This is a genomic window from Streptomyces sp. KL2 (assembly GCF_046529545.1).
In the GTDB taxonomy this organism is placed as follows: Bacteria; Actinomycetota; Actinomycetes; order Streptomycetales; family Streptomycetaceae; genus Streptomyces; species Streptomyces radiopugnans.
Window position 1 is genome coordinate 5677009 of the sequence record NZ_CP127170.1, and the last position, 23280, is coordinate 5700288.

A 23280-nucleotide genomic window follows, 5' to 3' on the forward strand; every position below is an offset into this window, starting at 1 on the left:
GCCGGCCCACGGCCCCGGTCAGGACAGGCGGCCGTCGACCATCTCGTACGCCCGGTCGGCAGCGTCCATTATCGCCGTGGCGTGGGTGACCATGACCGTGGCCGTGCCGCGCTCGTGGGTCTGCTCGGCGATCAGGTGTACGGCCTCGGCCGATCGCACCCGGTCCAGCGCGGAGGTGGGCTCGTCCACCAGCAGGACGGCGGGGGAGGTCATCAGCGCGCGGGCCAGGCCCGCGCGCTGGCGTTCGCCGCCGGACAGCCGGTGCGGCCGGGAGCCGGCGCGGTGCGCGAGCCCGACCGCCCCGATGAGTTCGTCGGCCCGGGCCCGTGCCGCTCCGTCGAGGCGCCCGTCGATGTGCAGGGGCAGCAGGAGCTGTTCCCTGACGGTCAGCGAGGCCGGCAGGTTGGACTGCTGGAAGACGAAGCCGATGTGGCGCCGGCGGGCCGCGGTGCGCTCCCTGTCCGACAGGGCGGCCAGCGGCCGGTGCGGACAGGGGGAAAGGCGCCTTGCCGATCATCGCGCTCCCAGCGCCAGACCGGCGGCGGTGCCGACGGCCGTCGCGCCGACGAGCACGGCGACGACCTGGGCGAGCGCGTCGCGAAGGATGTACCCGGTGGGCGCGCCGAGTGCCTTCAGCAGTGCGATCTCGGCCTTGCGCTGCACGGTCCAGACGGTGAAGAACGCGCCGGCGACGAGCGCGGAGATGGTGTACAGGGAGCCCTTGATCAGGGCCATGGTGCTCGACTCGGCCGTGCAGCCCGGGGACGCGCCGAAGGTGGCCTCCTTGACGTCGGCTCCCTGTGCTCGGCGCTCCGCACGGCTGCCGGACGCCCCGCCCCCGCAGGGCGAGGCGCTCCGGCGGACCGGCGTCCCGGGGCGGCCTCTACCCGCCCTCCGCCCCGGCGGCCGCTGCCGCGCCCCCGATCCCGCCCGCCCGGCGAGGCGCCGCACGGGCGGGCGGTGACGGAGCGAGCGGCGGCCGCGGAACACCGTTGCGGGGCCCGGAAGGGGGGCGTCCGTGTGCCGGGGACCACCGGCGTTCAGCGCAGGGTGAGCGGTGTCTCGGAGGTGATGTGGGACAGCTTCTCCGGATTGCGGACGTAGTAGAGGCCGGTGACGCGGGCGTCCTCGACACGTACCGCCAGGACGCCGTCGATCTCGCCGTCCAGGCGGACCAGGAGCGCCGCGCCGCCGTTGACCACGGCCGGCTCGGTGGTGAGGGTGCCTTCGAGCCTGCCGATGCCGCCGGCGAACATACGGGCCACCCGCTCCGCGCCGGTGACCGGCCGCAGCGCGGCGTGCCTGACGCCGCCGCCGTCGCTCATCAGGACGACGTCGGGGGCGAGCACCTCCAGGAGGGCCTGCGGGTCCCCGGTCTCGACCGCGCGCCGGAACGACTCCAGGACCGCCCGGCCCTCCTGGGAGGAGGCCACCCGGCGGGGGCGGCGCGCGTCGACGTGCCGGCGGGCGCGGTGGGCGATCTGGCGGACGGCCGAGGGGCTCTTGCCGACGGCGGCCGCGATCTCGCCGTAGCCGACGTCGAAGACCTCGCGCAGCACGAACACGGCGCGCTCGGCCGGTGACAGCGTCTCCAGGACGAGCATCAGCGCCATCGACACGCTCTCGGCGAGCTCGGCGTCCTCGGCCACGTCCGGCACGGTGAGCAGCGGCTCGGGCAGCCAGGATCCGACGTACGCCTCCCGGCGGCGCTTGACGGTGCGCAGCCGGTTGAGCGCCTGACGGGTGGTGATCCGCACCAGATAGGCGCGCCGGTCGCGCACCTGCCCCAGGTCGGCCGCGGCCCAGCGCAGCCAGCTCTCCTGGAGGACGTCCTCGGCGTCGGCCGCCGACCCGAGCATCTCGTAGGCGACCGTGAAGAGCAGGGCGCGATGGGCGAGGAATACCTCGGTCGCCGGGTCGGCGGCGTCGTCGCTCATCCCTCGTCCCCTCTCTCCGTCGTCCCGGTCGCCCCAGTCACCCCGGTTGTCCGCGGCCGGCCCCGGCGGCCGGCCGCGTCCGTGCGCGTCCACGGCGTGATCCTCGCAGCACCCACCGGTCAGGCCGCCCGGCCGGCGGCAGCAGGCGCCCCGGCGCGGTGGGCGCGCAGCAGCCGCCGGCGCTTGGCGGCGCCTCCCGGTATGCGATGCAGGTTGAACGAACCGGGCCTGCGCGCCTCCTTGGCCAGATGCCCGGTCATGCCCTCGCAGGCCAGCTCCTTGAGCCTGGCGCCCAGCCCGCCCTCGACGTACAGCCGCACCGCGACGTCGGACCGGTCGGCGAGCTGGTAGACACCTGCGCTCCGGCCCAGGCTGAGGCACTGGGCGTAGAGCGACTGGCGGAGGCTGTCCGGCCGCTCGCCCGCGAGCCGGCTGAGCACGGTGTCGGCGGCCCGCGCGCCCAGCGGCATCGCGTTCAGGCAGCTCATCCGCGGCGGCAGGCCGGACGGCGCCGCCGAGTCCCCGGCCGCGACGATGCGCGCGTCGTCCACGCTCGTCAGCGTCTCGTCCGTGAGCAGGCGGCCCGCGGCGTCGGTGCTCAGCCCGCTGCGCGCGGCCAGGTCCGGCACGCCGAAGCCGGCGGTCCAGACGGTGACCTCGCTCGGCAGCTCGCGGCCGTCGGCGAGCCGCACGGCGTCGCGGGTCACCACCGTCACCTTCGCGCCGGAGCCTTCGAGGACCGTCGCGCCGAGCCCGGTCAGCCGCTTGGCGACCGAGTGTCGGGCCCGGGGGTGCAGGTACGGGCCGAGCACGCCGCCGCAGACCAGGGTCACCCGGCGGCCCTGCTCGGCCAGTTCGGCGGCGGTCTCGATGCCGGTGGGGCCGGCGCCGACCACCGTCACCGGGGCCGTCGCGGGAGCGGCGGCGACGGCCGGGCGCAGCCGCCGCGCCTCCTCCAGGGTGGCGATCGGGTGGGCGAACTCGGCCGCCCCCGGCACGCCCGGCTCGGCGCTGCCGCTGCCCACGGCGTAGACCAGGTAGTCGTAGCCGAGCGTGCCGCCGTCGGCCAGCGCCACGCCGCGCCCGTCCGCGTCGATCCGGGCCGCGGAGCCGACCACCAGCCGGACGCCCTCGGCCAGGACGTCCCGGTAGGCGACGACCGCGTCGTCGGACCCGCCCACCAGCTGGTGCAGGCGGACCCGGTGGACGAAGTCCGGGCGCGGATTGACCAGCGTCACCGCCACGTCGTCGCGCAGCGTCAGCCGGTTCGCGGCCATCACGCCCGCGTACCCGCCGCCGATCACGACCACGTTCGTGTTCCCCGTCATGGTGCCTCCTCCGTTTTCGGGTGTCCGGCCTCAAGACACCGCGCGGCAGGCCGCTGTGACAGGATGTGAGCCGGATCACTCAGGTGCGGCCCGGCCGGAGTCGTGCCCGCCGGTGCGGAGCGGCTCGGCGTCGGCGTCCGGTCCGGCGCGCGGATGCGCGGCTTCGGCTCCCCGCGGGCATCGGTCACTTCGACGGCCGGGCGGCCGACCGCCCGGCCGTAGGCGAGCGCCGGCCGGGCCCGGAGAGGGAGGGGGACCGGGAGCCGCACCCCTCGGACGGCATGCGCACCTTCGGCGCGGTCGTCCAGGCGCTGCGCGGGCACGCGGGCCCCAGCCGTGCCAGGGCGACGCCCACGCCTTCGCAGGCGAGTGCGACCTGGTCTCCCTGGACCACTACCTGCCCGCCGCCGACCCGGACGGCCACATCGACCTGGCCCTGAACGCGGACCTCGCCCGCGGCATGGCGGCCGGCCGCCCCCGGCTGCTCATGGAGCACTCCACCTCCGCCGTCAACTGGCAGTCCGTCAACGTGGCCAAGGAACCGGGGGAGATGCGCCGCAACAGCCTGACGCACCCGGCGCGCGGCGCGGACGGCATCATGTTCTTCCAGTGGCGGCAGTCGCGGGCGGGCGCCGAGAAGCGGCACAGCGCGATGCTCCCGCACGGCGGCACGGCGGCACGGCGGCACGGACACCCGGGCCTGGGGTGAGGTGCGCGCACTGGGCGCGGAGCTCGCGGCGCTCGGCGAGGTGACCGGGACACGGGTCCGGGCGGACGTCGCGCTGCTCTTCGACTGGCACAACTGGTGGGCGCTGGAACTGGAGGCCCGCCCCTCCGGCCGGATGCGCTACCTGGACGCGGTGCGCGACTGGTACGAGGCCCCGTGGACCTCGAACATCACCTGCGACGTGGTCCCGCCCGGGACCGACCTGGCGCCGTACAAGGCGGTCGTCGCGCCCAACCTCTACCTCCTCGCCGACGAGCACGCCGACGACCTCAGCCGGTACGTGCACCGGGGCGGACACCTCGCGGTCGGCTGCTTCAGCGGTGTGGTGGACTCCTGCGACCGGGTGCGCCCGGGCGGCCACCCCGGTGCCCTGCGCGATGTGCTCGGACTCCGCGTCGACGAGTACCTGCCGCTGCGGCCGGAGGAGACCGTCCGCCTGAGCGACGGCTCGCAGGCCCGGCAGTGGGCCGAACGCGTCGAGCCGCGCGGCTGCGACCCGGTGCTCCGCTTCGCCGGCGCCCCCGACGGCGGCCCGGCCCGGGGCGGGCCCGCCGCCACCCGGCACACCCACGGTGAGGGAATGGCCTGGTACGTGGCCACCCGCGCGTCCGTCGCGACGCTGCGCGGACTGATCCGGGACCTCGGCGAGGAGGCCGGCCTGCGTCCCGCCGCCGCCGTCCCCGAGGGAGTCGAGGCGGTGCGCCGGACCGGCCCGGAGGGCTCCTACCTCTTCCTCGCCAACCACACCGGCCACGGCGTCGAGGCCGCCGTCGAGGGGACCGCGCTCCCGGACGCCGCGGGCGGCGGCTCCCGTGTGGAGATCCCGGCCGGAGGAGTGGTCGTCGTACGCGAGGAGAAGCGCGCGCACCGGCCCTGACCCGCGCGGCCGGATCCGCCGCACCCCGCCGCTTCCCCGCCCGGTCCAGCACCCCGAGGAGTCCGCCCATGCCCGCCCGGAGCGCTTCACGGCCGTCCCACGGGGGAGTGGGGATCGACGAGGCCGGCGGCACCGTCGTACTGCGCACCCCCGCCTCCTGCTACGTCCTGCGCGTCGACACCGCGGCGGGCACCGTGTGCCACGTCCGCTGGGGCGCGCCCGTCCCCCTGGCCGACGCGGCGGCGCTGCCGGTGTGGGCCGACCACGACGACAGTTTCGCCGGGCGCCTCGACGGGGTGGAGGAGTACCCCATCGAGGGCGGCGCCCGGTTCGGCGTACCGGCCCTGCAGGTCCGCTTCGCCGACGGCAGCGACCCGGTCGAACCCCGCGTCGAGGACTGCCGGATCGTCGCGGAGGGCCATGTCGCCGTCTCGCTGCGGGACCGCTCACGGCCGCTGGCGTGGGAGCCGCACTACCGGACACCGCCCGGCACGGACATGCTCGAACGCTGGACGGAGATCACCCACACCGCCGGACCGGGCGCGGAGCCGCTGCTCCTCCTGCGGTGCGCCTCCGCCCACTGGCCGCTGCCCCAGCGGCCGGACTGGCGGCTGTCCTGGTCCACGGCGGCTGGTTCGCGGAGAACCGGCTGGAGCGGACCGCGCTGGCCTTCCGGTTCCGCTCGGCCATGGCCGGCGTCCTGGGCATCGGGGGCGACCTGGCGCGCTGGAACGCCGAGGAGACCGCCGAGGCCGCCCGCCTGGTCGGGCTGTACAAGGACATCCGCCCGGTGGTGCAGCACGGCCGCCGACACCGGCTGCTCGCGCCGGGGGAGGGGCCTTTGACGGCCGTCCAGTACACCGATGCCGACGCCGACCGGTCGGTGGTCCTCGTGTGGCGCCCGAGCACTTCCTTCGGGCCCGCCCACCCCCGCTGCCCGACCTGCCGCGCGGCGACTGCGCGAGCGCGCTGGTGCGGCTGCGCCGGGTGCGGTAGCCGCCCCGTACGGCCGCCGTCCCGCCTCGCGGCCCGGTGAGGCGGCCGGGGCCGGGGCGTGGCAGGTGGGCGGAACGGGGATGTGACGGCGGGCTGTGGGCAGAGCTCACATAGGTTGGCGATGCTGTGACCGGAGCCGGCGGAAGGACAGGTGTGGGGACGCAGGTGCTGCGGCGGTTGAGCGACGGTGAGGACTTGTCCGCTGTGCAGCGGTGGCTGGACGAACACCCGCCGCATGTCATCGCCGACGAGTTGGCCCGGATGGACGCGGTCTCCGCGATGGTTCCCTTCCGGTTGCTGGACAAGGACCGGGCGCTGGCCGTCTTCGAGGAACTGGATCCGGTCGATCAGCAGCAGCTCCTGATGGGGCTGCGCGACCGGGCGTTCGGCGATCTGGTCGAGGCGATGGATCCCGACGACCGTGCCCGGATGCTCCAGGAGGCCCCGGCGAAGGTCGTCCAGCGTGTGCTGGCCGGGCTGAGTCCGCAGGAGCGGCGGATGACGGCCGCCCTGCTGGGGTATCCCGAGGGGTCGGTCGGCCGGGTCATGACTCCGGAGACGGTGCCTCTGCCCCGGCAGCTCACCGCGGGGCAGGCACTGGAGGTGGTGCGGGACAGGGGCGCCGACGCCGAGACGGTCTACACCCTGCCCGTCGTGGACGGCGAGCGGCGGCTGGTCGGGGTGACGGGGCTGCGCGAGTTGTTCCTGGCCCCGCCCGGGCGGCCCGTGGCCGAGCTGACCGACACCGGCGTCGCCCGCGTCCGTGACATCGAACCGGCCGAGGACGCCGCCCGGCTGATGCGGGAGACCAACCTGCTGGCCCTGCCCGTCGTGGACAGCGAGGACCGCCTCGTGGGCCTGCTGACCATCGACGACGCCGTCGAGGTCATCGAGGCCGCCGATACCGAGGACGCGACCCGGCAGTCCGGTGCCGGCCCGTGGCCGGGGCACTACATGTTCGTCAGCGTGTGGCAACTGGCCCGTTCCCGGGCGATCTGGCTGTTGCTGCTGATCGTGGCCGCCACCCTCACGGTCAACGTGCTGCAGATCTTCGAGGCCACCTTGGAGGAGGTCACCGCCCTGGCCCTGTTCATCCCGCTGCTGGTCGGCACCGGGGGCAACGCCGGGGCGCAGGCGGCCACCGCCACGGTGCGGGCCCTGGCCGTCGGCGAGGTGCGTGGTTCGGACCTGCTGCGGGTGGTGTGGCGGGAGTGCCGGGTCGGGCTGCTGCTGGGGGCGATGCTCGCCGTCGTCGGCATGGTCGTCGGAACGATCCTGGTCGGAAGCGACATCGCGCTGGTGGTGGCCCTGTCCCTGGTGGTGATCTGTTCCTGGGCGGCCACCGTGGGCGCCGTCATGCCGCTGCTCGCCAAGCGGCTTCGTATCGACCCTGCCGTGGTGTCCGCCCCCATGGTCACCACCCTGGTCGACGCCTCCGGTCTGATCATCTACTTCCTCACCGCCCGTGCCGTCCTGGGCCTGTAGCGCCGGTGTCCGGACCGGTGGTCTCGCGGCGCCGCCGGCCGTCCGGCCGGTCCGTGCCGCCGCGCCCCGCGGTACCGGGGTGATGACAGGGCACCGTCCGTGTCCACTGAGCCGTCGCCCCCTTGGCGCCGTGCACCGGGGCAGGCCGACCGGCGGCCGGGACCGGCCCCTCGGCCGTGACTCACAACAGGGCCCTGTGCCTGCTCGCCGCCCGTGCGGGTCCGATCACCAGTAGTGCCGGCGTCCTGCCACGGCGTGCCCGGCGGTGCCCAGGATCCACAGGATCGCGCCGATCACCACCAGGAGAAGCCCGATGGTCCACAGGATCGATATATCGGCGAGGAAGCCGATGACGAGCAGAATGACGCCGAGGATGATCATGGCATCTCCCACGTGTAGCGGTATTAATCTCATTATGTGCCTAAAGTCACACAAAAGGTAGAGGCGCTCTGTCGAGGCGGCACCCCCGCTGACACGCCATTGCGTGCCCGCCTCCGTGCCTGACGAGCATGCGGCAGGGCGGCCCCGCCGGGTTCTCCGGGCGGCGTGCCCGCCCGGCCCTGCGGCCGCGGATCACCTCCGGCCGTGGACGACGGCGGCGCCCCGGCGGGCTCCCGCGCCCCGGTTCACCCCTGGGCGAGGAAGTACTCCATCAGCCGCGCCGCGGTGACCGCGCCCACCGTCCGCGTCCGCTCGCCGTCGTTCTCCACCACCGCCACCAGCGGCGTATGCGTCCTGGCCATCAGCGCGGCGATCCGAACGGCGCTGGTGTCCCGCCCCACCACGGCGGGAACGGTCCCGTGCCGGGGAATCCACTGGGCCACCGTGAGCCCGTGGAGCTTCTCCGCCAGGCGCTCGACATGGTCGTCCCGCAGGATGTCCGCCAGGACCGGCTCGTTCAGGGCGAAGTCCGGCACGGCGGCCCTCAGCAACTGCGACCCGGGCACCACCGCGTACGGCCGCTCATCGGGATCCACCACCAGCAGCGCCGGCAAGCGCCGCTTCGCGAACAACCGGGCCGCCGTCATCGCGTCGTCATCGGTCGTCACCCACGGATAGGGATCCGCCAGGTCGTAGGCACGCACAGCTCCGCCACCTCGCTTTCCCGGTCGGCACAGGCGCAGGAGAGGGAAGGCCGGACCCTTCCCGGTCTCGTCCAGAGGACGGGCCTCCGCACGTGACATGTGTTCTGCGGCTCCTTCACCTCATTGTCCCGGCTCTGTGCCGGAAGCGGCCAGCGAGACGGTGGTGTCGCCGCGTGGTCGTGGGCCCCCACCCGCACATGTGGACCGGCAAGGTGAGGTGATGTGCTCGCGAGGGACCCGCGGGCGGGCCGAGGAGCCGGTCGGCAAGGGCGCCCGACCAGCTCTCCGCTCCCGTGCGGCAGGTGTCCGGGCCCGGTCACAGGGGCGTGCCCGGGCCACGGCCGGTACCGGCCGGCTCGGGAGGGCGAGGGCCGGGTCCAGGGGATCGGCGGCTCCACCGGCCGGTGCCGGCCTCGGACCGGCGGAGGTGGCGGCCGTCCGAGTACCGGGTGCCCCTACGCCGGGCCTGCCCCGCCGGCTCCGCCGCCGAGGGCCGGCCCGGCCGAGTCCCCCCGGACACGGCGGGATTTCCAAGGCGTCAGAGCATGAGCAGCAGCCTTGTGTTCGGCACGAGTTTCCGGTTCACGCTGGTGCTCTGCACGAAGATCGTGAAGTCCTCGTTGTGGTCCGGCTTGACGCGCACCTCCACGCCCGGCAGGCCGAGCAGAGCCCGGGCCTCGGGCCCGGTGTACACCCGGTCCGTCTTCTTCTCCAGCACCGCGATCTGCTTCTGCGCCTGGATCCTCTCCGACTTGCTCAGCTGGTAGAACGCGCCACCGGTACGGTAGGTGTGCCCGCACTCGACGACCCAGTCCCGGATCGCCGCGTCACGGGCCACCGGTATCAGCTGGTACTTCGACGGATCCACCGGGGTGAGACCGGCCGCCTTGATGGTGTCCTTGTTGACCGCGTCCGCACCCGTGGAGAACACCGTCCGCGATCCCCGGATGCCCTGGGTGCGGCCCACCATGAACTTCTCGGTGGCCTGCCTGATGACCTGCCCGGCCTCCTCCAGCCCCTGTGTGCTCGTGGCGTCCCAGATGGCGATGTTGTCCTTCGGGAAGCCGCACTGCATGGCCTCGCGCCTGCCCATCTGGTCCGGCACGAGGACGGCCAGAGTCCAGTTGTCCTCCTGCGTCCTGATCATCTCGGCCACGGCCTGGACCAGTTCACGCGGATTCCTGGCAGGGGCGTCCGGGCAGCGGTGACTGGCGTTCTCCTGCCCGTCGGTGAGCACGAACGTCAGGAAGCTGTGGTCGCCGTACAGTTGGGCCGTCTGCGCCAGCTCCCGCTGCGACTTCAGCGCGGCCGCCAGCAGAGCCGTCATCCCCCCGACCCGGTACAGCTGCTTCAGCGACGGCATCCGCAGCACGTCCTTGTCGTAGATGACGCACTCCACCCGGTCCGCGAAGACGTACACCGTGACGCGGGTCTCCTGGTCCAGTTCCCGCGACCGGCGGGCGAGATAAGCGATCTGCTGGTCGGCGACTTCGACGACCTTGCTGCTCAGGTGCGACATGGACGAACTGGCGTCCAGCACGAGGGCAACGTGGTTGATGTAGTTCTGGCTTCCGGACACGGCGGCTCCCCCTCTTTCCGGCTCGATGCCCCTACCGTTCCATCCGCCACTGACATCGACGGTGGCACGCGGGTCCCGGCGGCCGTGGCTCGCCCCGGATCGGCACAGGCCGACCGGGCGGCCGAACGCGAAGCCCCCGGGAGGACCTCCGGCCGCCCACCGGCCTGGCACCGCTTGGCCTTGACACGGTGACAAGGTCTTCACTGCGGCCGGGGAGGCGGTCCCGATGACCGCGCGGAAGGAGACACGAACCCGATGCGAGTCCTTCAGAGGCTGGAGAGCGACAGTGCGCCGGTCCGGCCGCAGGCAGCGCTGGCGGTCGGTACGGCCCCGGACCCGGGCTTCATCGGCAGGCTCGTCGAGCGGTGCGCGATCGAACCCGATTTCCACGTGCGCGAGACGCTGACGTGGGCGCTCACCCGCCACGCGGCGTCGGCGACGGTCCCGGCGCTTCTCGCCGAAGTCCGCTCGGAGCGTGCGCAGGCACGGAGCCGGGCGCTGCACACGCTCTCCAAGATCGGGGACCGGCAGGCGTGGTCGGCGATCACACCGGCGCTGCTGTCCGACGCCGACGACGAGATGGCCCGGAGCGCCTGGCAGGCAGCGGTCGTGCTCGTGCCCGAAGGCTGGGAGGGGGAGTCGGCCGTGGTGTTGGCGGCACAGCTCGGGCGCGCGCTCGACGACCCCGGCTTCGAGCCCGCGGAGCTCGTCGACGACTTCATCCGCCGGACGCGGGACCGCATCGCGGCGGAGACGGAACTGCTCACGCGGCTCAGTCGGACCGGTGCCGCGGCGCCCGCCGGCTGGGAGGGTGTCCTCCGGGGCGTCACGCTCCTCCGGGCACTGGGTTCCAAGAGCGCCGGGGCGCGACAGCGCGCGGCCCTGTCCATGACCGAGGGCGTTCCCGTGCCGGTGGAAGCGCTGGTCGAGGCCGTGCCGCCGGAACACCCGCGCACCCCTGACCGGACGGGGGACCGGATCCGGTCGCCCGGAAGGTCTTTTCGTGAGGAACTCCGACGACTCCTCGCACGGCCTTGTCCGCCTGTACGCGCGGTGACCTCTCCCGGAGGAGTCGATCCGGCGGCTTCCGTGGATCACACACCGTGATGTACCCGTGATGTCAACGGAAGGCTACGTGTGAGTAACCTGGCGTCGTCCGAAGCACACCGGTCTGCTTCCGACGCGGGACGCGCGCTCCCTGAAACCTCCCACACAGCAGCCCCCACCGCTCGCCCGACAGGAGTCCAGATGCGCCTGCGTCACGTCCTGCCCTCACTGTGCGCCCTGCTGGCCGCCGTGCTGGTCGTACCGCTCACCCCGACCACCGCACAGGCCGAAGCCTCCGAGCCCGTCGTCTTCGTGCACGGCTTCGCCGGCAAGAGCGGCCAGTTCTCCACGATGACCGGCAACTTCAGGGCGAACGGCTACTCCGACGACCAGCTGTACGTCTTCGGATACGACTCGTTCCGCTCCAACGCCACCACCGCGGGCCGACTGTCCGACTACATCGACGGCGTCCTGAGGCAGACCGGCGCGGACAAGGTCGACATCGTCACCCACTCCATGGGCGGCCTCTCCTCGCGCCACTACATCAAGAACCTCGGCGGTGCCGACCGGGTCGACGACTGGGTGTCGATCGGCGGGCCGAACCACGGGACCGCGATCGCCGGATTCTGCGACATCCTCATCACCTCCTGCAGGGAGATGCGCGCCGGGTCGGACTTCCTGAGGAACCTCAACGCCGGTGACCCCACTCCCGGCAACGTCAGCTACACGACCTTCCGCTCGCCCTGCGACCTCGTCATCAACCCGGTCGGCAGCACGATCCTCGACGGAGCCGACAACCGCCGGACCGCCTGCCTCGGGCACATCGGGATGATCTCGAACACCGGGGTCATCGACGCCGTGCGCGACGTCGTCTCCTAGACCGTACGCCGCACCGCGGTCAGCCCGCTCCGAAGCCGAACCGGCCTCGGAGCGGGCTGACACGCCGACAGGCGGCTTGTCCCAGAGCCGTCCGCGTGTGCCGCGGCGGTGAGGCGCACCGGCGCCGACCGGCGTACGCCGGCCCCGTGAGCCGGGGACGGCGGTCTAGAAGGCCGACACCCAGTAGGGTTCGAGCGCCATGGTGCCGTTGCCCCGCGCGCCCCTGAACGACCCCGCGCTGTTGCGGGCGAGGGTGTACCAGGAGTCCACGTAGTCGGGGTCGTCGGTCCACCAGTCGTCGGGCATGGCGTCCAGCACAGCGTTGACCAGCGGCACGTAGGCTCCCATGTCGATGATGGTGAGCAGGGCGTCGGCGAGGGCCTTGGCGAGCGACCGGTAGTTGGTGCTGCCGTCCTCCTCCATCATCACGACGTCGGCGAGGTTGTACTTGTAGTACGACCAGTTCACCAGAATCTGGTTGGGGTAATAGGTCCTGCCGTCCTCGTCGAGATACGGCATGTCGACCGGATCGACGCGCACTTTGCCGTCCTGGCCGAAGCCGGTCACCAGCGAGAAGATCTCGGCATCGCCCTTGATCCAGGGCTCCTCGTCGTCGGACAGCCTCACGGAGGTGATGCGGCTTGTCCAGAAACCGTCGCTCGCGGTGCTCGCGGAGTCCACCGGGCCGGCCGTGGAGAGGCTGTTCCGGGCGAGTTCCTCGCGCAGGACGGCCATGCCCGCGGTGACGGCCCGCTCGGCGTCGACACCGACCACGTAGACGGGACGTTCGGGGATCCGGTGCGCGTCCAGCGCGTGGGTGCGGCCCGCGCTGTCGTAGGCGGTGACCGTGGTGGCGCCGTCATCGGCGGGGACGGCCGCCACCAGCGGCTCGACCCCGGCCCTGAGCGCCCCGCGCATCGACTCGTCGGCGAGGCGGAGTCGCAGCAGAGGGCCGGCCTTCGCGCCGAGCCCCTTGGCCTCAGCCAGGTCCCGGTCGGCATCGGCGACCACCGACCCGAAGCCCTTCGCGGCCTGCGAGGGGTCCTTCCTCGCGAGATCACCGAGGCCGACCCCGTCCGAGGTGAGGGCCGCTTCCCGGACCCGGGTCCGCCAGGCGGAGTCGGAGAGGGTCGCCGCGAGCGAGCGGGCGGCGCCGTCCTCGATCGCGGCTACGGTCCCGGAGTCCCGGACGGTGTCGGGTGGCGCGGAGGCCGAGGCGACTCCCTGGAGGGGGACGAGGCCGAAGGCGAGGAGGGTGGCGCATACGACTGAGGTTCTGAACCGGTGTCTGATCACGCGGGTCTCCTGCGGAGAAGCGTAGGCGGATGCGGTCAGGAGCGGTTACGCGGGCGCGGACGGCTTCTCCTCTATGCGGGTAGAAACCGCCGCGCCGCCAAGGATGATGCCGACATGCCAACGTCACAAGGGGTGTGATCAGGACACCCCGGGCCCTGACCCGGAGCTTCCAGGGGCGCTGCGGATACCCACCGGGACCACCCGCCGCCCGGTGCTTTCGGCCCCGGGCGCGCCCGGGGCTGTGCCGTCTGCCGGAGGGGGACGTGGTCCGACGAGCCGACCAGGCTGTCACTCCCGCGGCGGCCAGGGGGATCTCGCGCTGCTCTGCGCGTCACCTCCGCATGGCCGCGGCCGCGGCTGTGACGGCTGTGGCCAGCGGGTCGCGCACCGGGCGGCCGAGGATGCCGGCGAGGTCGGGGCCGGTGCCGTCCAGGAAGCCGTGCCGGATGCCGGTCGCGATCGAGACGAGCATGGGTGGCTGGAACGGCAGCAGTTGCGGCATCGCGTCGAGTCTGCGCCGGTACTCGCCCAGGCCGATGGTCCGGTGCGGAACGCCGAGTCCGTCGGCGACCTGTGCCGCCGTGACCGGCGTGCCGGTCAGATCGTAGGTGCGCCCGCCGTGCGGTGCCGGGTCCGCCGCCACGACCGCCGCTGCCTCGGCGAGGTCCGCACGGGCGACCGCGGCCAGGGCGCCGTCGCCGAACGCGGACTCCAGCGCGCCGTCGGCCCACATCAGCAGGCCACCGAAGAGTTCGGCGTACAGGCCGTTGCGCAGGATCGTCCACGGCAGGCCGCAGGCGCGTACGAGCCGTTCGGTCGCGCGGTGCGCCAGTGCGAAACCGAGATGGTCACCGGCGCCGGCCAGGCTTGTGTAGAGGACATGCTGGACCCCGTCCCGGGCTGCGGCGTCCAGGGCGGCCGCGTGCCGCCCGATGACCCGGTCGTCCTCGGCGTAACCGGCGGAGACCAGCACCAGGGTCGACACGCCGGCGAGGTCGACGCCCGCGGGATCGTCGAAGTCGAGCAGCCGCATTCCGCCGCGCGGGGTGCGGCTGCCGCCTGTCGCGTCCGCGCCGCGGGCGCGCAGCGCCGCGAGCGTGGCCGAGCCGAGGTTCCCGCTCGCTCCGGTCACCAGGATCATGTCGGTCACAGCCCTCCGCCGTGGTTCTCTTCGGTAACTACGATCGATCCTGATCGGCCCGTGTACCGGCCACAAGGAGGCAGTTCGATGTCACCCACGCACACCGGGGTAACCACAGCGCCCGCCGACCTCGCCCCCTGCGGGCAGGAGGACCATCCGGACTGCGGGATCCGTGACATCCTGGACCGCATCGGGGACAAGTGGTCGGTGCTCGTGATCGTCGAACTCGCCGGCGGGCCGCGCCGCTTCCGGCAGTTGCAGCGCGCGATCGACGGCATCTCCCAGCGCATGCTCACCCTCACCGTGCGCAGGCTGGAACGCGACGGGCTCGTCCTGCGCACCGTGTACCCGACCGTCCCGGCCCAGGTCGACTACCGCCTGACCGAGACCGGGGCCGGCCTGACCCATCTGGTCAAGGCGCTGGCCGACTGGTCCCTCACGCACCGCGCCGCCATCGCCGAGGCACGGCACCGCTACGACCGGGCTCACCCCGGCCACGACATCCGGTGACGGGGAACGCCGGTGCCCCGCACCGAACGTGCCGGCGGTGATGTGCCCAGGGATGTGCCAGGACAGCCCCACGGCCGGCGGCGTCCCTGCGGGGCTGCTCCCTCCGCACCCGGACGGCCGCCGGTCCAGGACTTCCGTGCCGGACCCCGTGCCGGAGGCGGCTCGGGGCAGGCAGGGCAGGCCGGCGGGCACCGTCCGGGCCGGGTGGCAGGGCCCGGCCGACCGTCGTCCCCCGGCTCCTTCGGGCCGGCCGCGGAACCGTGGCCTTCGCTGCGGAGCCGGATGAACGGCCCGCCCCGCGCACCCGGCCGAGCGGTCGTATTTCCGCGGGACCCGCACACGCTCCGGACCCTAGGATCACCCGGTACGACCGAGTGGTACGGGGGGACGGCGATGAACGGGGACGCCAGGGACGGAACGGCGGTGGCGGTACGCCTGGCAGGAGGCGTGCCACTGCGGGACGCCCTGCCCGCGGCCGGCCCCGGTGACTGGCTCGCGCTGGACACGGCAGCGCGGCAGGTGACCTGGCACCGGGGACGGCTCCTGCCGCAGTGGGAGCACACCGCCGCGCTGCCCGCCGACCTGTCGCGACTGGACGAGTCCCGGCTGGCGCTGGCCCTGTGCCACCGGGACGGGCGGGTTCGCCAGGCGGCACTGCGCCACGCGGCGCGGTATCCAGGTCTGCTGCCTCTGGTGGTGATCCGCTGCGCCGACTGGGCCGAACCGGTGCGCGAGTGCGCCCGTAAGCTGCTGCGCCGGACGCTGGACGCGGACACCGCCGCCGACCTCGCGCCGCTGATCCTGCGCATCGGCCACCGCGACCGGGGCGCCTTCGGTGCCGAACTGCTCGGGGAGGTCCTGATCGGGGCGCCCCGCGGGCGGCTCGCCGCCCTGTCCGCCCATCACGACCCCACGGTGCGGCGGTTCGGATACCGGCTGGCCGTCGACCACCACCTCCTCCGTTCCGTGGAGCTGGCCCGTGCGGCCGCCCGGGACGGCGATGCGGTGGTCCAGGATCTGTGTGCCACCGCGGCGCTCGCGGCCCTGTCCGACGAGGAGAGCGCCTACGACGAGGTGCTCCCGCTGCTGCTGGGCGCGCGCAGTCCGCGCACCCGCTCGGCCGGAGTCACCGCGCTGCGGCGAGCGGGAAGGCCCGATCGGGCGGAGCCCTTCCTCGGCGACCGGTCCGCCCTGGTGCGCGCCTGCGCCCGGTACGTGGTGCGCCAGTGCGGAGGCGATCCGGAACCCTGGTACCGGACGCGCTGTGCGGCACCCGATGACCCCGGCCTGCCGCCCGGGGCGGTCATCGGGCTGGCCGAATGCGGAAACCGCGCGGACGCCGGCCTGCTGTCACCACTGCTCGCGCACCCGGTGGCCGCGGTACGGGCGCAGGCGGTCGCCGGGCTGCGGGCGCTGGACCTCGCGGACGCGGAACGGCTGCGGCCGCTGCTCGACGACCCGTCCCCCGCCGTCGTCCGTGGGACGGCCACGGCCCTGCTGCCGTCGGCGAGGCGACTGTCCGCCGGCTGGCTGCTGGAGCGCACCGAGCCCGAGCGGCCACGGCATGTACGGGTCGCCGCGTTCCGGCTCCTGACCGCGTACGGCGGGGTCGTGGCGCTGAGGGCGGCGGTCGGGCTGCTGGAGGACCCGGACGTGAAACTGCGCACCTGGGCCGGGCAGGCCGTGCAGCGCTGGCACCCGGGAGCGGACACCCGGCGCGGCGACGCGGAAGTGGGCGAGCTGCTCGACCGCAGCCGGCACCTGTTCAGCGACTACGTGCTGCGACGCCGCAAGTGGGAAGCCGGGCTGGACGGCTGAGTCCGGGACTTCGGCGCCGCGGTCGCCGCCGCCGACCTGGACGGGACGGCGCGGGCGGCGAGAGGCGGGGCAGGCCGGTGCCCTGCCCGATCTGCGGCATGACGTCCCGAGTCCAGCCTCGGCGGTGGCCTGTCGCATGACACTCCGCGGCCCGGAAGATAAGGTCGGCCATGGCCAATTCGGGAAAGGTGCACTGGTTGGTATGACGCAGTGGACTTCTGTGATTGGCTCCACGCGACTCGCCTGGCTGATCGGTTCCCGGCAGGACCGCCCCGCCGGTGCCCGCCGCCCGCCCGCCTACCGCGCGCTGGCCGACGGCATCCGGCTCCTGGTGCTCGAAGGCCGTTTGCCGGTGGCGGCGCGGTTACCCGCCGAGCGGGAGCTGGCCCGGGCGCTGAACGTCAGCCGCACCACCGTCGCCGCCGCCTACGAGGCGCTGCGCAGCGACGGCTTCCTGGAGTCCCGCAGGGGGGCGGGCAGTTGGATCACCGTACCCGCGGGCAACCCGCTGCCCGCGCGCGGACTGGAACCGCTGCCGCCCGAAGCGCCCGGCTTCGTGATCGATCTCGGGTGCGCGGCGCTGCCCGCGCCCGAACCCTGGCTCACCCGCTCCGTGCAGGGCGCGCTCGAAGAACTCCCGCCCTACGCCCGGACACACGGCGACTGTCCGGCCGGGCTGCCCGTGCTGCGGCAGATGCTCGCCGACCGCTACACCGAGCGCGGCATCCCGACCCTGCCCGAGCAGATCATGGTCACCACCGGTGCCATGGGCGCGATCGACGCGATCTGCCGGCTCTTCGCGGGCCGTGCCGAGCGCATCGCCGTCGAGTCACCGTCGTACGCCAACATCCTCCGGCTCATGCGCGAGACGGGCGCCCGGCTGGTGCCCGTCTCGATGGCCGAGGGGCTGACGGGCTGGGACATGGACCGCTGGCTCCGGGTCCTGCGGGAGTCGGCGCCCCGCCTCGCCTATGTCGTCGCGGACTTCCACAACCCGACCGGCGCTCTGCCCGGCGACGACCAGCGCCGCCGCCTCGTGGACGCCGCACGTTCGGCGGGCACCGTGCTCATCGCCGACGAGTCGATGGCGGAGCTGTGGCTCGAACCCGGCCTGGAGACGCCGCGCCCGGTGTGTTCGTTCGACCCGGCGGGCTCCACCGTCATCACCGTCGGCTCGGCGAGCAAGGCCTTCTGGGCGGGTATGCGCATCGGCTGGGTGCGCGCCGCGCCCGAGGTGGTCCGCAGTCTCGTGGCGGCGCGCGCCCACGCCGGCCCGGGCACGCCCGTACTGGAGCAGCTCGCGGTCAACTGGCTTCTGAGGACGGGCGGTTGGGAGAAGGGCGTGGAGGTCTGCAGGACGCGGGCCAAGGACAACCGCGACACCCTCGTCGCGGCGGTGCGAAGGGAGCTTCCCGACTGGGAGTTCGAGGTGCCCGGTGGTGGCCTGACGCTGTGGGCACGCGCGGGCGGGCTCTCCGGGTCGCGCCTGGCCGAGGCGGGCGAACGGCTCGGGGTGCGGGTGCCACCCGGGCCGCGCTTCGGCCTGGACGGGGCCTTCGAGGGCTATGTGCGCCTGCCGTTCACGGTGGGTGCCCCGCTGGCGGACGAAGCGGTGACCCGTCTGGCGGCCGCGGCCCGTCTGGTGCGGTCCGGCGCGGGCACGGGTACGGAGCCGGCGGGGGTATTCGTGGCGTGAAGGCTTCGTTGCGCGACCTGGAATCGCCGTTCTCCAGCCACAAGTGGCCGGAACCGGCAGGATTTGGTTGACACCCGGACCGGCCAATGCTTGAGTGCACGTCGAGGCCGAGGCATTCCCTTCAATGGCTGGGACCAGACTGCAGCCTTAAAAGACGCATACGGCCGCAGGGGGAGGAATGGGCTATATCCTTCTCCAGTAGCAATTCGATGCACTACTGGTTCCTGCTCTGCAGCATCGCCCATTTCGTCCGTCCAAGCGAAAAAGATTCAGAGGGAAGCCTTGTCAGCCAGGTCAGTTTCCACGAGGTCATACGGTCCAGCCGGGCTGGTCGTGATCGCGATGATCAGCGTCCAGTCCGGCGCTGCGGTCTCGACTTGGATGTTCGACGAGATCGGCCCGATGGGCACCGCTTTCACGCGTCTGGCCTGGGCCGCTGTCTTCCTTTTGCTCTGGGCTCGTCCCCGGCTGCGCGGGCGCGAGCCGGGGGATCTGCGAGTCGCCGCCACGCTCGGCGCCATGAGCGCGGCGATGACCATCTTCTACTTTCTTGCGGTGGACCGGATTCCGCTGGGCGTCGCGAGTTCCCTCGAATTCCTCGGACCTCTCGTCGTGGCGATCTTCGGGCTGCGCCGCCGGCGACTCGACCTGCTCTGGCCCGTCCTTGCCACCGTCGGCGTACTGGCCCTGGCCCGCCCCTGGGAGGGCTCCGCGGACCTGGTCGGGCTGCTGTTCGGCGCGCTGTCGGGGGCGTGTCTCGGCGGCTATGTCGTCTTCACCCAGAAGGTCGGCGACCGGTTCGCCGGCGTCGACGGGCTCGCCCTGTCCCTGACGGTCGCGGCGCTGTGCGCGGCACCGTTCGGCCTCCCCCAGGCAGTGGGCCACTTCAGCATCACGGTGGTGGTGGGAGCCGCCGCGGCCGCGCTGCTGCTGCCGGTCCTGCCGTACGTACTGGAGTTGGTCGCCCTGCGCAGACTGACCACTGCGGCGATGGGCACCCTGATGAGTTTCGAGCCGGGCATCGCGGCCGTCGTCGGCCTCGTCCTCCTCAGCCAGTCGATGACGCTGCTGCAGTGTTTCGGCCTCCTGTGCGTGGTCCTGGCGAGCCTCGGTGCCGTACGGCGCGGCAGCCGTCCGGAACTCGTACCCGAGCCGCTCGGCGCCTCAGCGGGCGTCGAATCGGCCCGCAGCTAGCCGCCGGATGCGGAAGGACCGCACCCGTTTCCACCGTCGTCCGTTCCGGTTCGATTCTCCTCCTTCGGGGCGCACTCGTTCCGCTCCGCGCCCAGGTACTGCACGCCCTTTGACAATCGGGGTCCATGGCTGCCGGTGAGCCGGCCCCCTATATGACAACCGCCTCCGCTCATTCCCTCGATGCGGTTCGACGAACAGGAACACGGCGTTCGTCCTGAGGGTCTGAACAGTTCGCGAGGTGGTGGACCTCGGCCGGAATCGGCTGTCACAGCGATGCGCCGAGGGGCACGCACGAAAGAATTCACACTGTCGTGCAACGGAAGGGACTCACATGTCACGCGAGCGTCTCGAGAAGCTGGCCGCCGAGGGAATGGAGCGGCTCTTCGAGAAGGTTCCGAAGGCCCGGGAATTCCACGCCGCCGAGTGGACCGACCCGGACTACTACCGCCGCCACCTGGTCGAGACCGTACTGCGCATCCGGCTCAACAACGAGGTGGACGCCTACGGCCTTTACAAGGTGGGCTACAAGGACCACCGTCTGGCCGCGACCCTTGCCAGGTATCTCTCGGAGGAGAACAACCACGAGGGAATGTTCCTCAGGGACCTGAAGGAATTCGGCCTCACCAAGGACGAAGTGGACGCGACGCGTCCGTTCCCCTCGACCGAGTACCTGATCGGGTACATGTACTTCTCCATCAACCAGGAGGGCCCGCTCCCGACCACCGTCTGGAACTGGTTCGTCGAGTGGTACTCGGACCGCTACAACCCCGCCATCACCAAGCACGCGGCCGAGGTGTACGGCCTGGAGAAGGTCAAGGGCTCCCAGGCCCACATTGACTACGACGAGTCCCACGACCACGACGAGCTGATGTGGTCCACGGTGGACCGCGCCATCAAGGGCTGGGGCTCCCTCGAGGACGCGGAACGGCACCTGGTCAACTTCACCGACCTGATAGCGCTCTACTTCACCGAGCTCTACGAGACCACGGTGGGCAGCAAGGACTGAACCCGCCCGTGCCCGCCCGCACACCCGCGTGAAGCCCTCCGACCGTAAGGATTCGTAGTGCCCGATGCGACCGTCCTGATAATCGAACCGGAGTCATCCGGAATCGACCTCATCCCGGCAGCGCTCGGGCTCGGCTTCGGCGTCCACGTGGTTGACCGCCGGGCCGCCCACGAGCTGCCGTCCGCGGTGCGTGACGCCGTCGCCGCGGGGAAGGCAGCCCACCTCCGGGTGGACACGCGGTCGGCCGGGGCGGTGGCCGACGCGGCCGCCGCCCTGGCCCGGCGGACCGAAGTCGCCGCGGTGGTAGCAGCGTTCGAGTACGCCGTGCCCGTCGCCTCGGCAGTGGCCGAACGCCTCGGCCTGCCGGGGATCACCCCCCGCTCGGCCGAACTCCTGCGCGACAAACGCAAGATGAAGCAGGCACTGTCGGTCGGCGGCGTACGCGTGGCGCACGGCGTCTCGCTGGCCGCGGAGCGGGCCGATGACAAGGCACTCCAGCACGTGGCCCGCAGAGTGGGCTTCCCCGCGGTCGTCAAGCCCGTCAACGGCTGCGGAAGCCTCGGGGTCCGCCGTGTCGAGGGATTGGGGGAGTTACGCAACCAGGTGGAGCTGTCCCGGCGCGACCCCATCGACGACATGGGCCTCAGTCTCGGCAACCTGCTGCTCGTCGAGGCGTACGTGACGGGCCCCGAGGTGAGCGTCGAAGGGTACGTGGCGGACGGCACCGTCCGGATCGTGGCAGTGACCGAGAAGCAACTCGGCCCGGAGCCGCACTTCGTGGAGATCGGCCATGTCGTGGGCGCCGGACTCGAACCGGGGGTGCGGGCCGACGTGGAGCGTGTCGCCCGGGCCGCGGTCGAAGCCCTCGGCATGCACGTGGGGGCGTTCCACCTGGAGGCGCGGCTGACGCCCGCCGGCCCGGTCGTGATCGAGGTGGCCGCGCGCCTGGGAGGCGACCGCATCCAGGAGCTGGTCTCGGCCGCGTACGGATTCGACCTGCCGCGAGCGATGATCGAGGCCCTGGCCGGACTCCCCGTGACCCCACCGGATCCGGGCCTCCGGCCGAGGTTCGCCGGTGTGCGCTTCTTCACGGTCCCGTTCCCGGCCGTCCTGCGCGATCCGGAGCGGCTCGCAGGGCGCGTGTCCGCGGTGGCCGGGTGCCGCAGCGTCTCGGTCAGCCACGGGGAAGGCGCGCTCCTGCGGCCCGCCGCCGACTTCCGCGACCGCTTCGGCCACGCCGTCCTCGTCGCGGACGACCGGCCGGCGCTGGACGCCGCGCTGGCCCGAGTGGACGCACACGTCGCGCAGTCCGTGGGGAGCGCCGTCGCATGCATATCCTGATCATCAACCGCTACAGCGACGACTTCGCCGACTACGGCCGGTACCTCGACCACACCCGCCACCGGGTCAGCTACGTGACGATCGCCGGCCATGTCCCGATGATCCCGCCGGGCACCGGTCATGTCGAGGTCGTCGAGGACGTCCGCGACGCCGACTCCGTGGTGGCGGCCGCGAGCCGCTGCCACGCCGCGGCGGGCGCACTCCAGGCGGTGCTCGCACCCTCCGAGTTCGACCTCCTCACAGCCGCCCTCGTCCGGGAGAAACTCGGGGTGCCGGGCCCTGACACCGAGGCCACCTCGCTGTTCCGGGACAAGGTGCGGATGAAGGCGGCACTGTCCGCGGAGGGAGTACGCGTCCCCCGGTTCCGCGCGGTCCGCTCCCTGGAGGACGTCGCCGCGTTCGCGGCCGAACACCCCGGACCCGTGGTCGCCAAGCCCAGGGGCGGCGCGGCTTCCGTCGGCTGCTTCGTCATCGCCGAGGGCGAGGACCCCCGGCGCGCGCTGGCCGGCCGGGACCTCTCCGACTACGAGGCGGAGGAGTTCGTCGAGGGACCGATCTGGCACGTTGACGGGCTCCGCTACCGGGGCGAGGACATCTTCACGCTGAGCTCCCGCTACCTGGACACCTGCCACGGGTTCTCCCAGGGGCGCTGGCTGGGTTCGGCTGTCCAGGGAGGCCCCGAGGCCGCGGCCGTCTCCCGCTTCGCGGCCCGCTGCCTCGACGCCCTCGGCCTGGCCGACGGCCCGTACCACCTCGAGGTCATCGAGCACCGCGACGGTCTGGTGTTCCTGGAGGTCGGCGCGCGGGTGGGCGGCGGCGAGATCCCGTTCGTCGTCCGCGACGTCTACGCCGTGGACCTGTTCGCGGACTGGTTCCGGATCGCGCTCGGGGAGCCGCCCGCGGTTCCGCCGAAGGCGGCCGGGGGCGCGGTGCGGGAGTACACGGGCTTCCTGATGCTGCCCGAGCCGGTCGGCTCCACTCTGCTGTCCCGCACGTCCCTCCTCGGGCAGATCCCCCACCTGTACGCGGAGGACCTTCCGGAGCCGGGGCACGTGTTCTCCGGCGACGGCGGCTACGAGAACATCCTGGGCCGCTTCCGCTTCCGCGCCTCGTCTCCGCAGGAGGTCGAAGAGGCCATCAACCGTACGGTGGACGCGTACCGCTACGAGCTCTCGGTGTAGTACTTCTCCCCGCGACGGGCCGAACCCGCGATCCCGGGGCGATCGAGGCCGGGGCGGGCCGCCCCGGGGGCTCGGCCGGTGGGTGGCCCGGCGGGCCGTCGCGAGGGCGCCGCACCCGTTCGGTGCTCGTGCGGCGGCGGCCGGGACGCCGGGCGGC

At 72.9% G+C, this 23280-nt stretch carries 20 protein-coding genes and 2 pseudogenes; 13 read left to right on the plus strand and 9 right to left on the minus strand.

The annotated features are described in order from the left end of the window. Nucleotides 1-18: 18 nt before the first annotated feature. The 4 genes and pseudogenes from QPK52_RS25485 to QPK52_RS25500 form a co-directional block, all read right to left on the minus strand. Nucleotides 19-477 (minus strand): annotated as a pseudogene (locus tag QPK52_RS25485) (ABC transporter ATP-binding protein); the annotation flags it as partial. A 36-nt stretch (nucleotides 478-513) separates the two neighbouring features. After that, entirely contained in the window at nucleotides 514-735 is a 222-nt protein-coding gene (locus QPK52_RS25490) for an FtsX-like permease family protein (protein WP_410539825.1), read from the minus strand. 305 nt (nucleotides 736-1040) lie between these two features. Next, nucleotides 1041-1937: an RNA polymerase sigma-70 factor gene (locus QPK52_RS25495; RefSeq protein ID WP_410539826.1), complete on the minus strand. Its 897-nt coding sequence runs from the start codon at nucleotides 1935-1937 to the stop codon at nucleotides 1041-1043. Between the two features lie 119 nt (nucleotides 1938-2056). Then, nucleotides 2057-3265, minus strand: a complete 1209-nt coding sequence (locus tag QPK52_RS25500) for an NAD(P)/FAD-dependent oxidoreductase (protein ID WP_410539827.1) — start codon at nucleotides 3263-3265, stop codon at nucleotides 2057-2059. Nucleotides 3266-3650: 385 nt separating this feature from the next. On the opposite strand from QPK52_RS25500, the gene QPK52_RS25505 reads away from it, so the two are divergent. The 4 genes from QPK52_RS25505 (at nucleotide 3651) to mgtE (ending at nucleotide 7350) form a co-directional block, all read left to right on the plus strand. Next, a complete protein-coding gene (locus QPK52_RS25505) occupies nucleotides 3651-3974 on the plus strand; it encodes a beta-galactosidase (protein ID WP_410540478.1) in 324 nt (107 codons plus the stop codon). A gap of 1 nt (nucleotide 3975) precedes the next feature. Beyond that, entirely contained in the window at nucleotides 3976-4869 is an 894-nt protein-coding gene (locus QPK52_RS25510; RefSeq protein WP_410539828.1) for a beta-galactosidase, read from the plus strand. A 68-nt stretch (nucleotides 4870-4937) separates the two neighbouring features. After that, complete coding sequence (locus QPK52_RS25515; RefSeq protein WP_410539829.1) at nucleotides 4938-5714, plus strand: glycoside hydrolase family 36 N-terminal domain-containing protein; 777 nt, start codon at nucleotides 4938-4940, stop codon at nucleotides 5712-5714. Nucleotides 5715-6060: 346 nt separating this feature from the next. Further along, nucleotides 6061-7350 carry a magnesium transporter gene (mgtE, locus tag QPK52_RS25520; protein ID WP_410539830.1) on the plus strand — a complete coding sequence of 430 codons (1290 nt, stop codon included), beginning with the start codon at nucleotides 6061-6063 and terminating at the stop codon, nucleotides 7348-7350. A gap of 225 nt (nucleotides 7351-7575) precedes the next feature. Here mgtE and QPK52_RS25525 read toward each other — a convergent pair whose 3' ends face one another. From QPK52_RS25525 to QPK52_RS25535, 3 genes are all read right to left on the minus strand, one after another. Beyond that, on the minus strand, nucleotides 7576-7731 hold the full coding sequence (locus tag QPK52_RS25525; RefSeq protein ID WP_410540479.1) for a DUF6131 family protein: 156 nt from the start codon (nucleotides 7729-7731) through the stop codon (nucleotides 7576-7578). A 245-nt stretch (nucleotides 7732-7976) separates the two neighbouring features. After that, a complete protein-coding gene (locus QPK52_RS25530) occupies nucleotides 7977-8435 on the minus strand; it encodes a CBS domain-containing protein (protein WP_410539831.1) in 459 nt (152 codons plus the stop codon). A gap of 538 nt (nucleotides 8436-8973) precedes the next feature. Beyond that, nucleotides 8974-10014: a VWA domain-containing protein gene (locus QPK52_RS25535; protein WP_410539833.1), complete on the minus strand. Its 1041-nt coding sequence runs from the start codon at nucleotides 10012-10014 to the stop codon at nucleotides 8974-8976. 255 nt (nucleotides 10015-10269) lie between these two features. Here QPK52_RS25535 and QPK52_RS25540 point away from each other — a divergent pair. Beyond that, nucleotides 10270-10686, plus strand: a pseudogene (locus tag QPK52_RS25540) (HEAT repeat domain-containing protein); the annotation flags it as partial. A 576-nt stretch (nucleotides 10687-11262) separates the two neighbouring features. Further along, nucleotides 11263-11940 (plus strand): esterase/lipase family protein, encoded by a 678-nt coding sequence (locus QPK52_RS25545; protein ID WP_410539834.1) that lies wholly within the window; start codon nucleotides 11263-11265, stop codon nucleotides 11938-11940. Between the two features lie 165 nt (nucleotides 11941-12105). On the opposite strand, the gene QPK52_RS25550 is transcribed toward QPK52_RS25545, so the two are convergent. After that, on the minus strand, nucleotides 12106-13236 hold the full coding sequence (locus QPK52_RS25550) for a DUF3103 family protein (RefSeq protein ID WP_410539835.1): 1131 nt from the start codon (nucleotides 13234-13236) through the stop codon (nucleotides 12106-12108). Nucleotides 13237-13567: 331 nt separating this feature from the next. Then, entirely contained in the window at nucleotides 13568-14377 is an 810-nt protein-coding gene (locus QPK52_RS25555; RefSeq protein ID WP_410540480.1) for an NAD(P)H-binding protein, read from the minus strand. Between the two features lie 87 nt (nucleotides 14378-14464). Between QPK52_RS25555 and QPK52_RS25560 the strand changes: the two genes are divergently transcribed. The 7 genes from QPK52_RS25560 to QPK52_RS25590 all read left to right on the plus strand — a co-directional run bounded on the left by QPK52_RS25560 (nucleotide 14465) and on the right by QPK52_RS25590 (nucleotide 23123). Then, nucleotides 14465-14887 carry a winged helix-turn-helix transcriptional regulator gene (locus QPK52_RS25560; RefSeq protein ID WP_410539836.1) on the plus strand — a complete coding sequence of 141 codons (423 nt, stop codon included), beginning with the start codon at nucleotides 14465-14467 and terminating at the stop codon, nucleotides 14885-14887. A gap of 393 nt (nucleotides 14888-15280) precedes the next feature. Continuing rightward, the gene (locus QPK52_RS25565; protein ID WP_410539837.1) at nucleotides 15281-16705 is read left to right on the plus strand and encodes a hypothetical protein; all 1425 of its coding nucleotides are present in this window, start codon (nucleotides 15281-15283) and stop codon (nucleotides 16703-16705) included. A gap of 202 nt (nucleotides 16706-16907) precedes the next feature. Further along, on the plus strand, nucleotides 16908-18401 hold the full coding sequence (locus tag QPK52_RS25570) for a PLP-dependent aminotransferase family protein (RefSeq protein ID WP_410539838.1): 1494 nt from the start codon (nucleotides 16908-16910) through the stop codon (nucleotides 18399-18401). A 342-nt stretch (nucleotides 18402-18743) separates the two neighbouring features. Further along, entirely contained in the window at nucleotides 18744-19595 is an 852-nt protein-coding gene (locus tag QPK52_RS25575) for an EamA family transporter (protein ID WP_410539839.1), read from the plus strand. Between the two features lie 331 nt (nucleotides 19596-19926). Then, entirely contained in the window at nucleotides 19927-20601 is a 675-nt protein-coding gene (locus QPK52_RS25580) for an iron-containing redox enzyme family protein (protein WP_410539840.1), read from the plus strand. A gap of 57 nt (nucleotides 20602-20658) precedes the next feature. Then, on the plus strand, nucleotides 20659-21942 hold the full coding sequence (locus QPK52_RS25585) for an ATP-grasp domain-containing protein (RefSeq protein ID WP_410539841.1): 1284 nt from the start codon (nucleotides 20659-20661) through the stop codon (nucleotides 21940-21942). Then, nucleotides 21930-23123: an acetyl-CoA carboxylase biotin carboxylase subunit family protein gene (locus QPK52_RS25590; protein ID WP_410539842.1), complete on the plus strand. Its 1194-nt coding sequence runs from the start codon at nucleotides 21930-21932 to the stop codon at nucleotides 23121-23123. Before QPK52_RS25585 ends, QPK52_RS25590 begins: the two co-directional genes overlap by 13 nt. The last annotated feature ends 157 nt before the right edge of the window (nucleotides 23124-23280 follow it).

Coding starts and splice junctions, on each gene's coding strand:
- QPK52_RS25490 (WP_410539825.1), bottom strand. CDS start 735: ATGGCCCTGATCAAGGGCTCCCTGTACACCATCTCCGCGCTCGTCGCC.
- QPK52_RS25495 (WP_410539826.1), bottom strand. CDS start 1,937: ATGAGCGACGACGCCGCCGACCCGGCGACCGAGGTATTCCTCGCCCAT.
- QPK52_RS25500 (WP_410539827.1), bottom strand. CDS start 3,265: ATGACGGGGAACACGAACGTGGTCGTGATCGGCGGCGGGTACGCGGGC.
- QPK52_RS25515 (WP_410539829.1), top strand. CDS start 4,938: ATGCCCGCCCGGAGCGCTTCACGGCCGTCCCACGGGGGAGTGGGGATC.
- QPK52_RS25525 (WP_410540479.1), bottom strand. CDS start 7,731: ATGATCATCCTCGGCGTCATTCTGCTCGTCATCGGCTTCCTCGCCGAT.
- QPK52_RS25545 (WP_410539834.1), top strand. CDS start 11,263: ATGCGCCTGCGTCACGTCCTGCCCTCACTGTGCGCCCTGCTGGCCGCC.
- QPK52_RS25555 (WP_410540480.1), bottom strand. CDS start 14,377: ATGATCCTGGTGACCGGAGCGAGCGGGAACCTCGGCTCGGCCACGCTC.
- QPK52_RS25560 (WP_410539836.1), top strand. CDS start 14,465: ATGTCACCCACGCACACCGGGGTAACCACAGCGCCCGCCGACCTCGCC.
- QPK52_RS25565 (WP_410539837.1), top strand. CDS start 15,281: ATGAACGGGGACGCCAGGGACGGAACGGCGGTGGCGGTACGCCTGGCA.
- QPK52_RS25570 (WP_410539838.1), top strand. CDS start 16,908: ATGACGCAGTGGACTTCTGTGATTGGCTCCACGCGACTCGCCTGGCTG.
- QPK52_RS25575 (WP_410539839.1), top strand. CDS start 18,744: ATGATCAGCGTCCAGTCCGGCGCTGCGGTCTCGACTTGGATGTTCGAC.
- QPK52_RS25580 (WP_410539840.1), top strand. CDS start 19,927: ATGTCACGCGAGCGTCTCGAGAAGCTGGCCGCCGAGGGAATGGAGCGG.
- QPK52_RS25590 (WP_410539842.1), top strand. CDS start 21,930: ATGCATATCCTGATCATCAACCGCTACAGCGACGACTTCGCCGACTAC.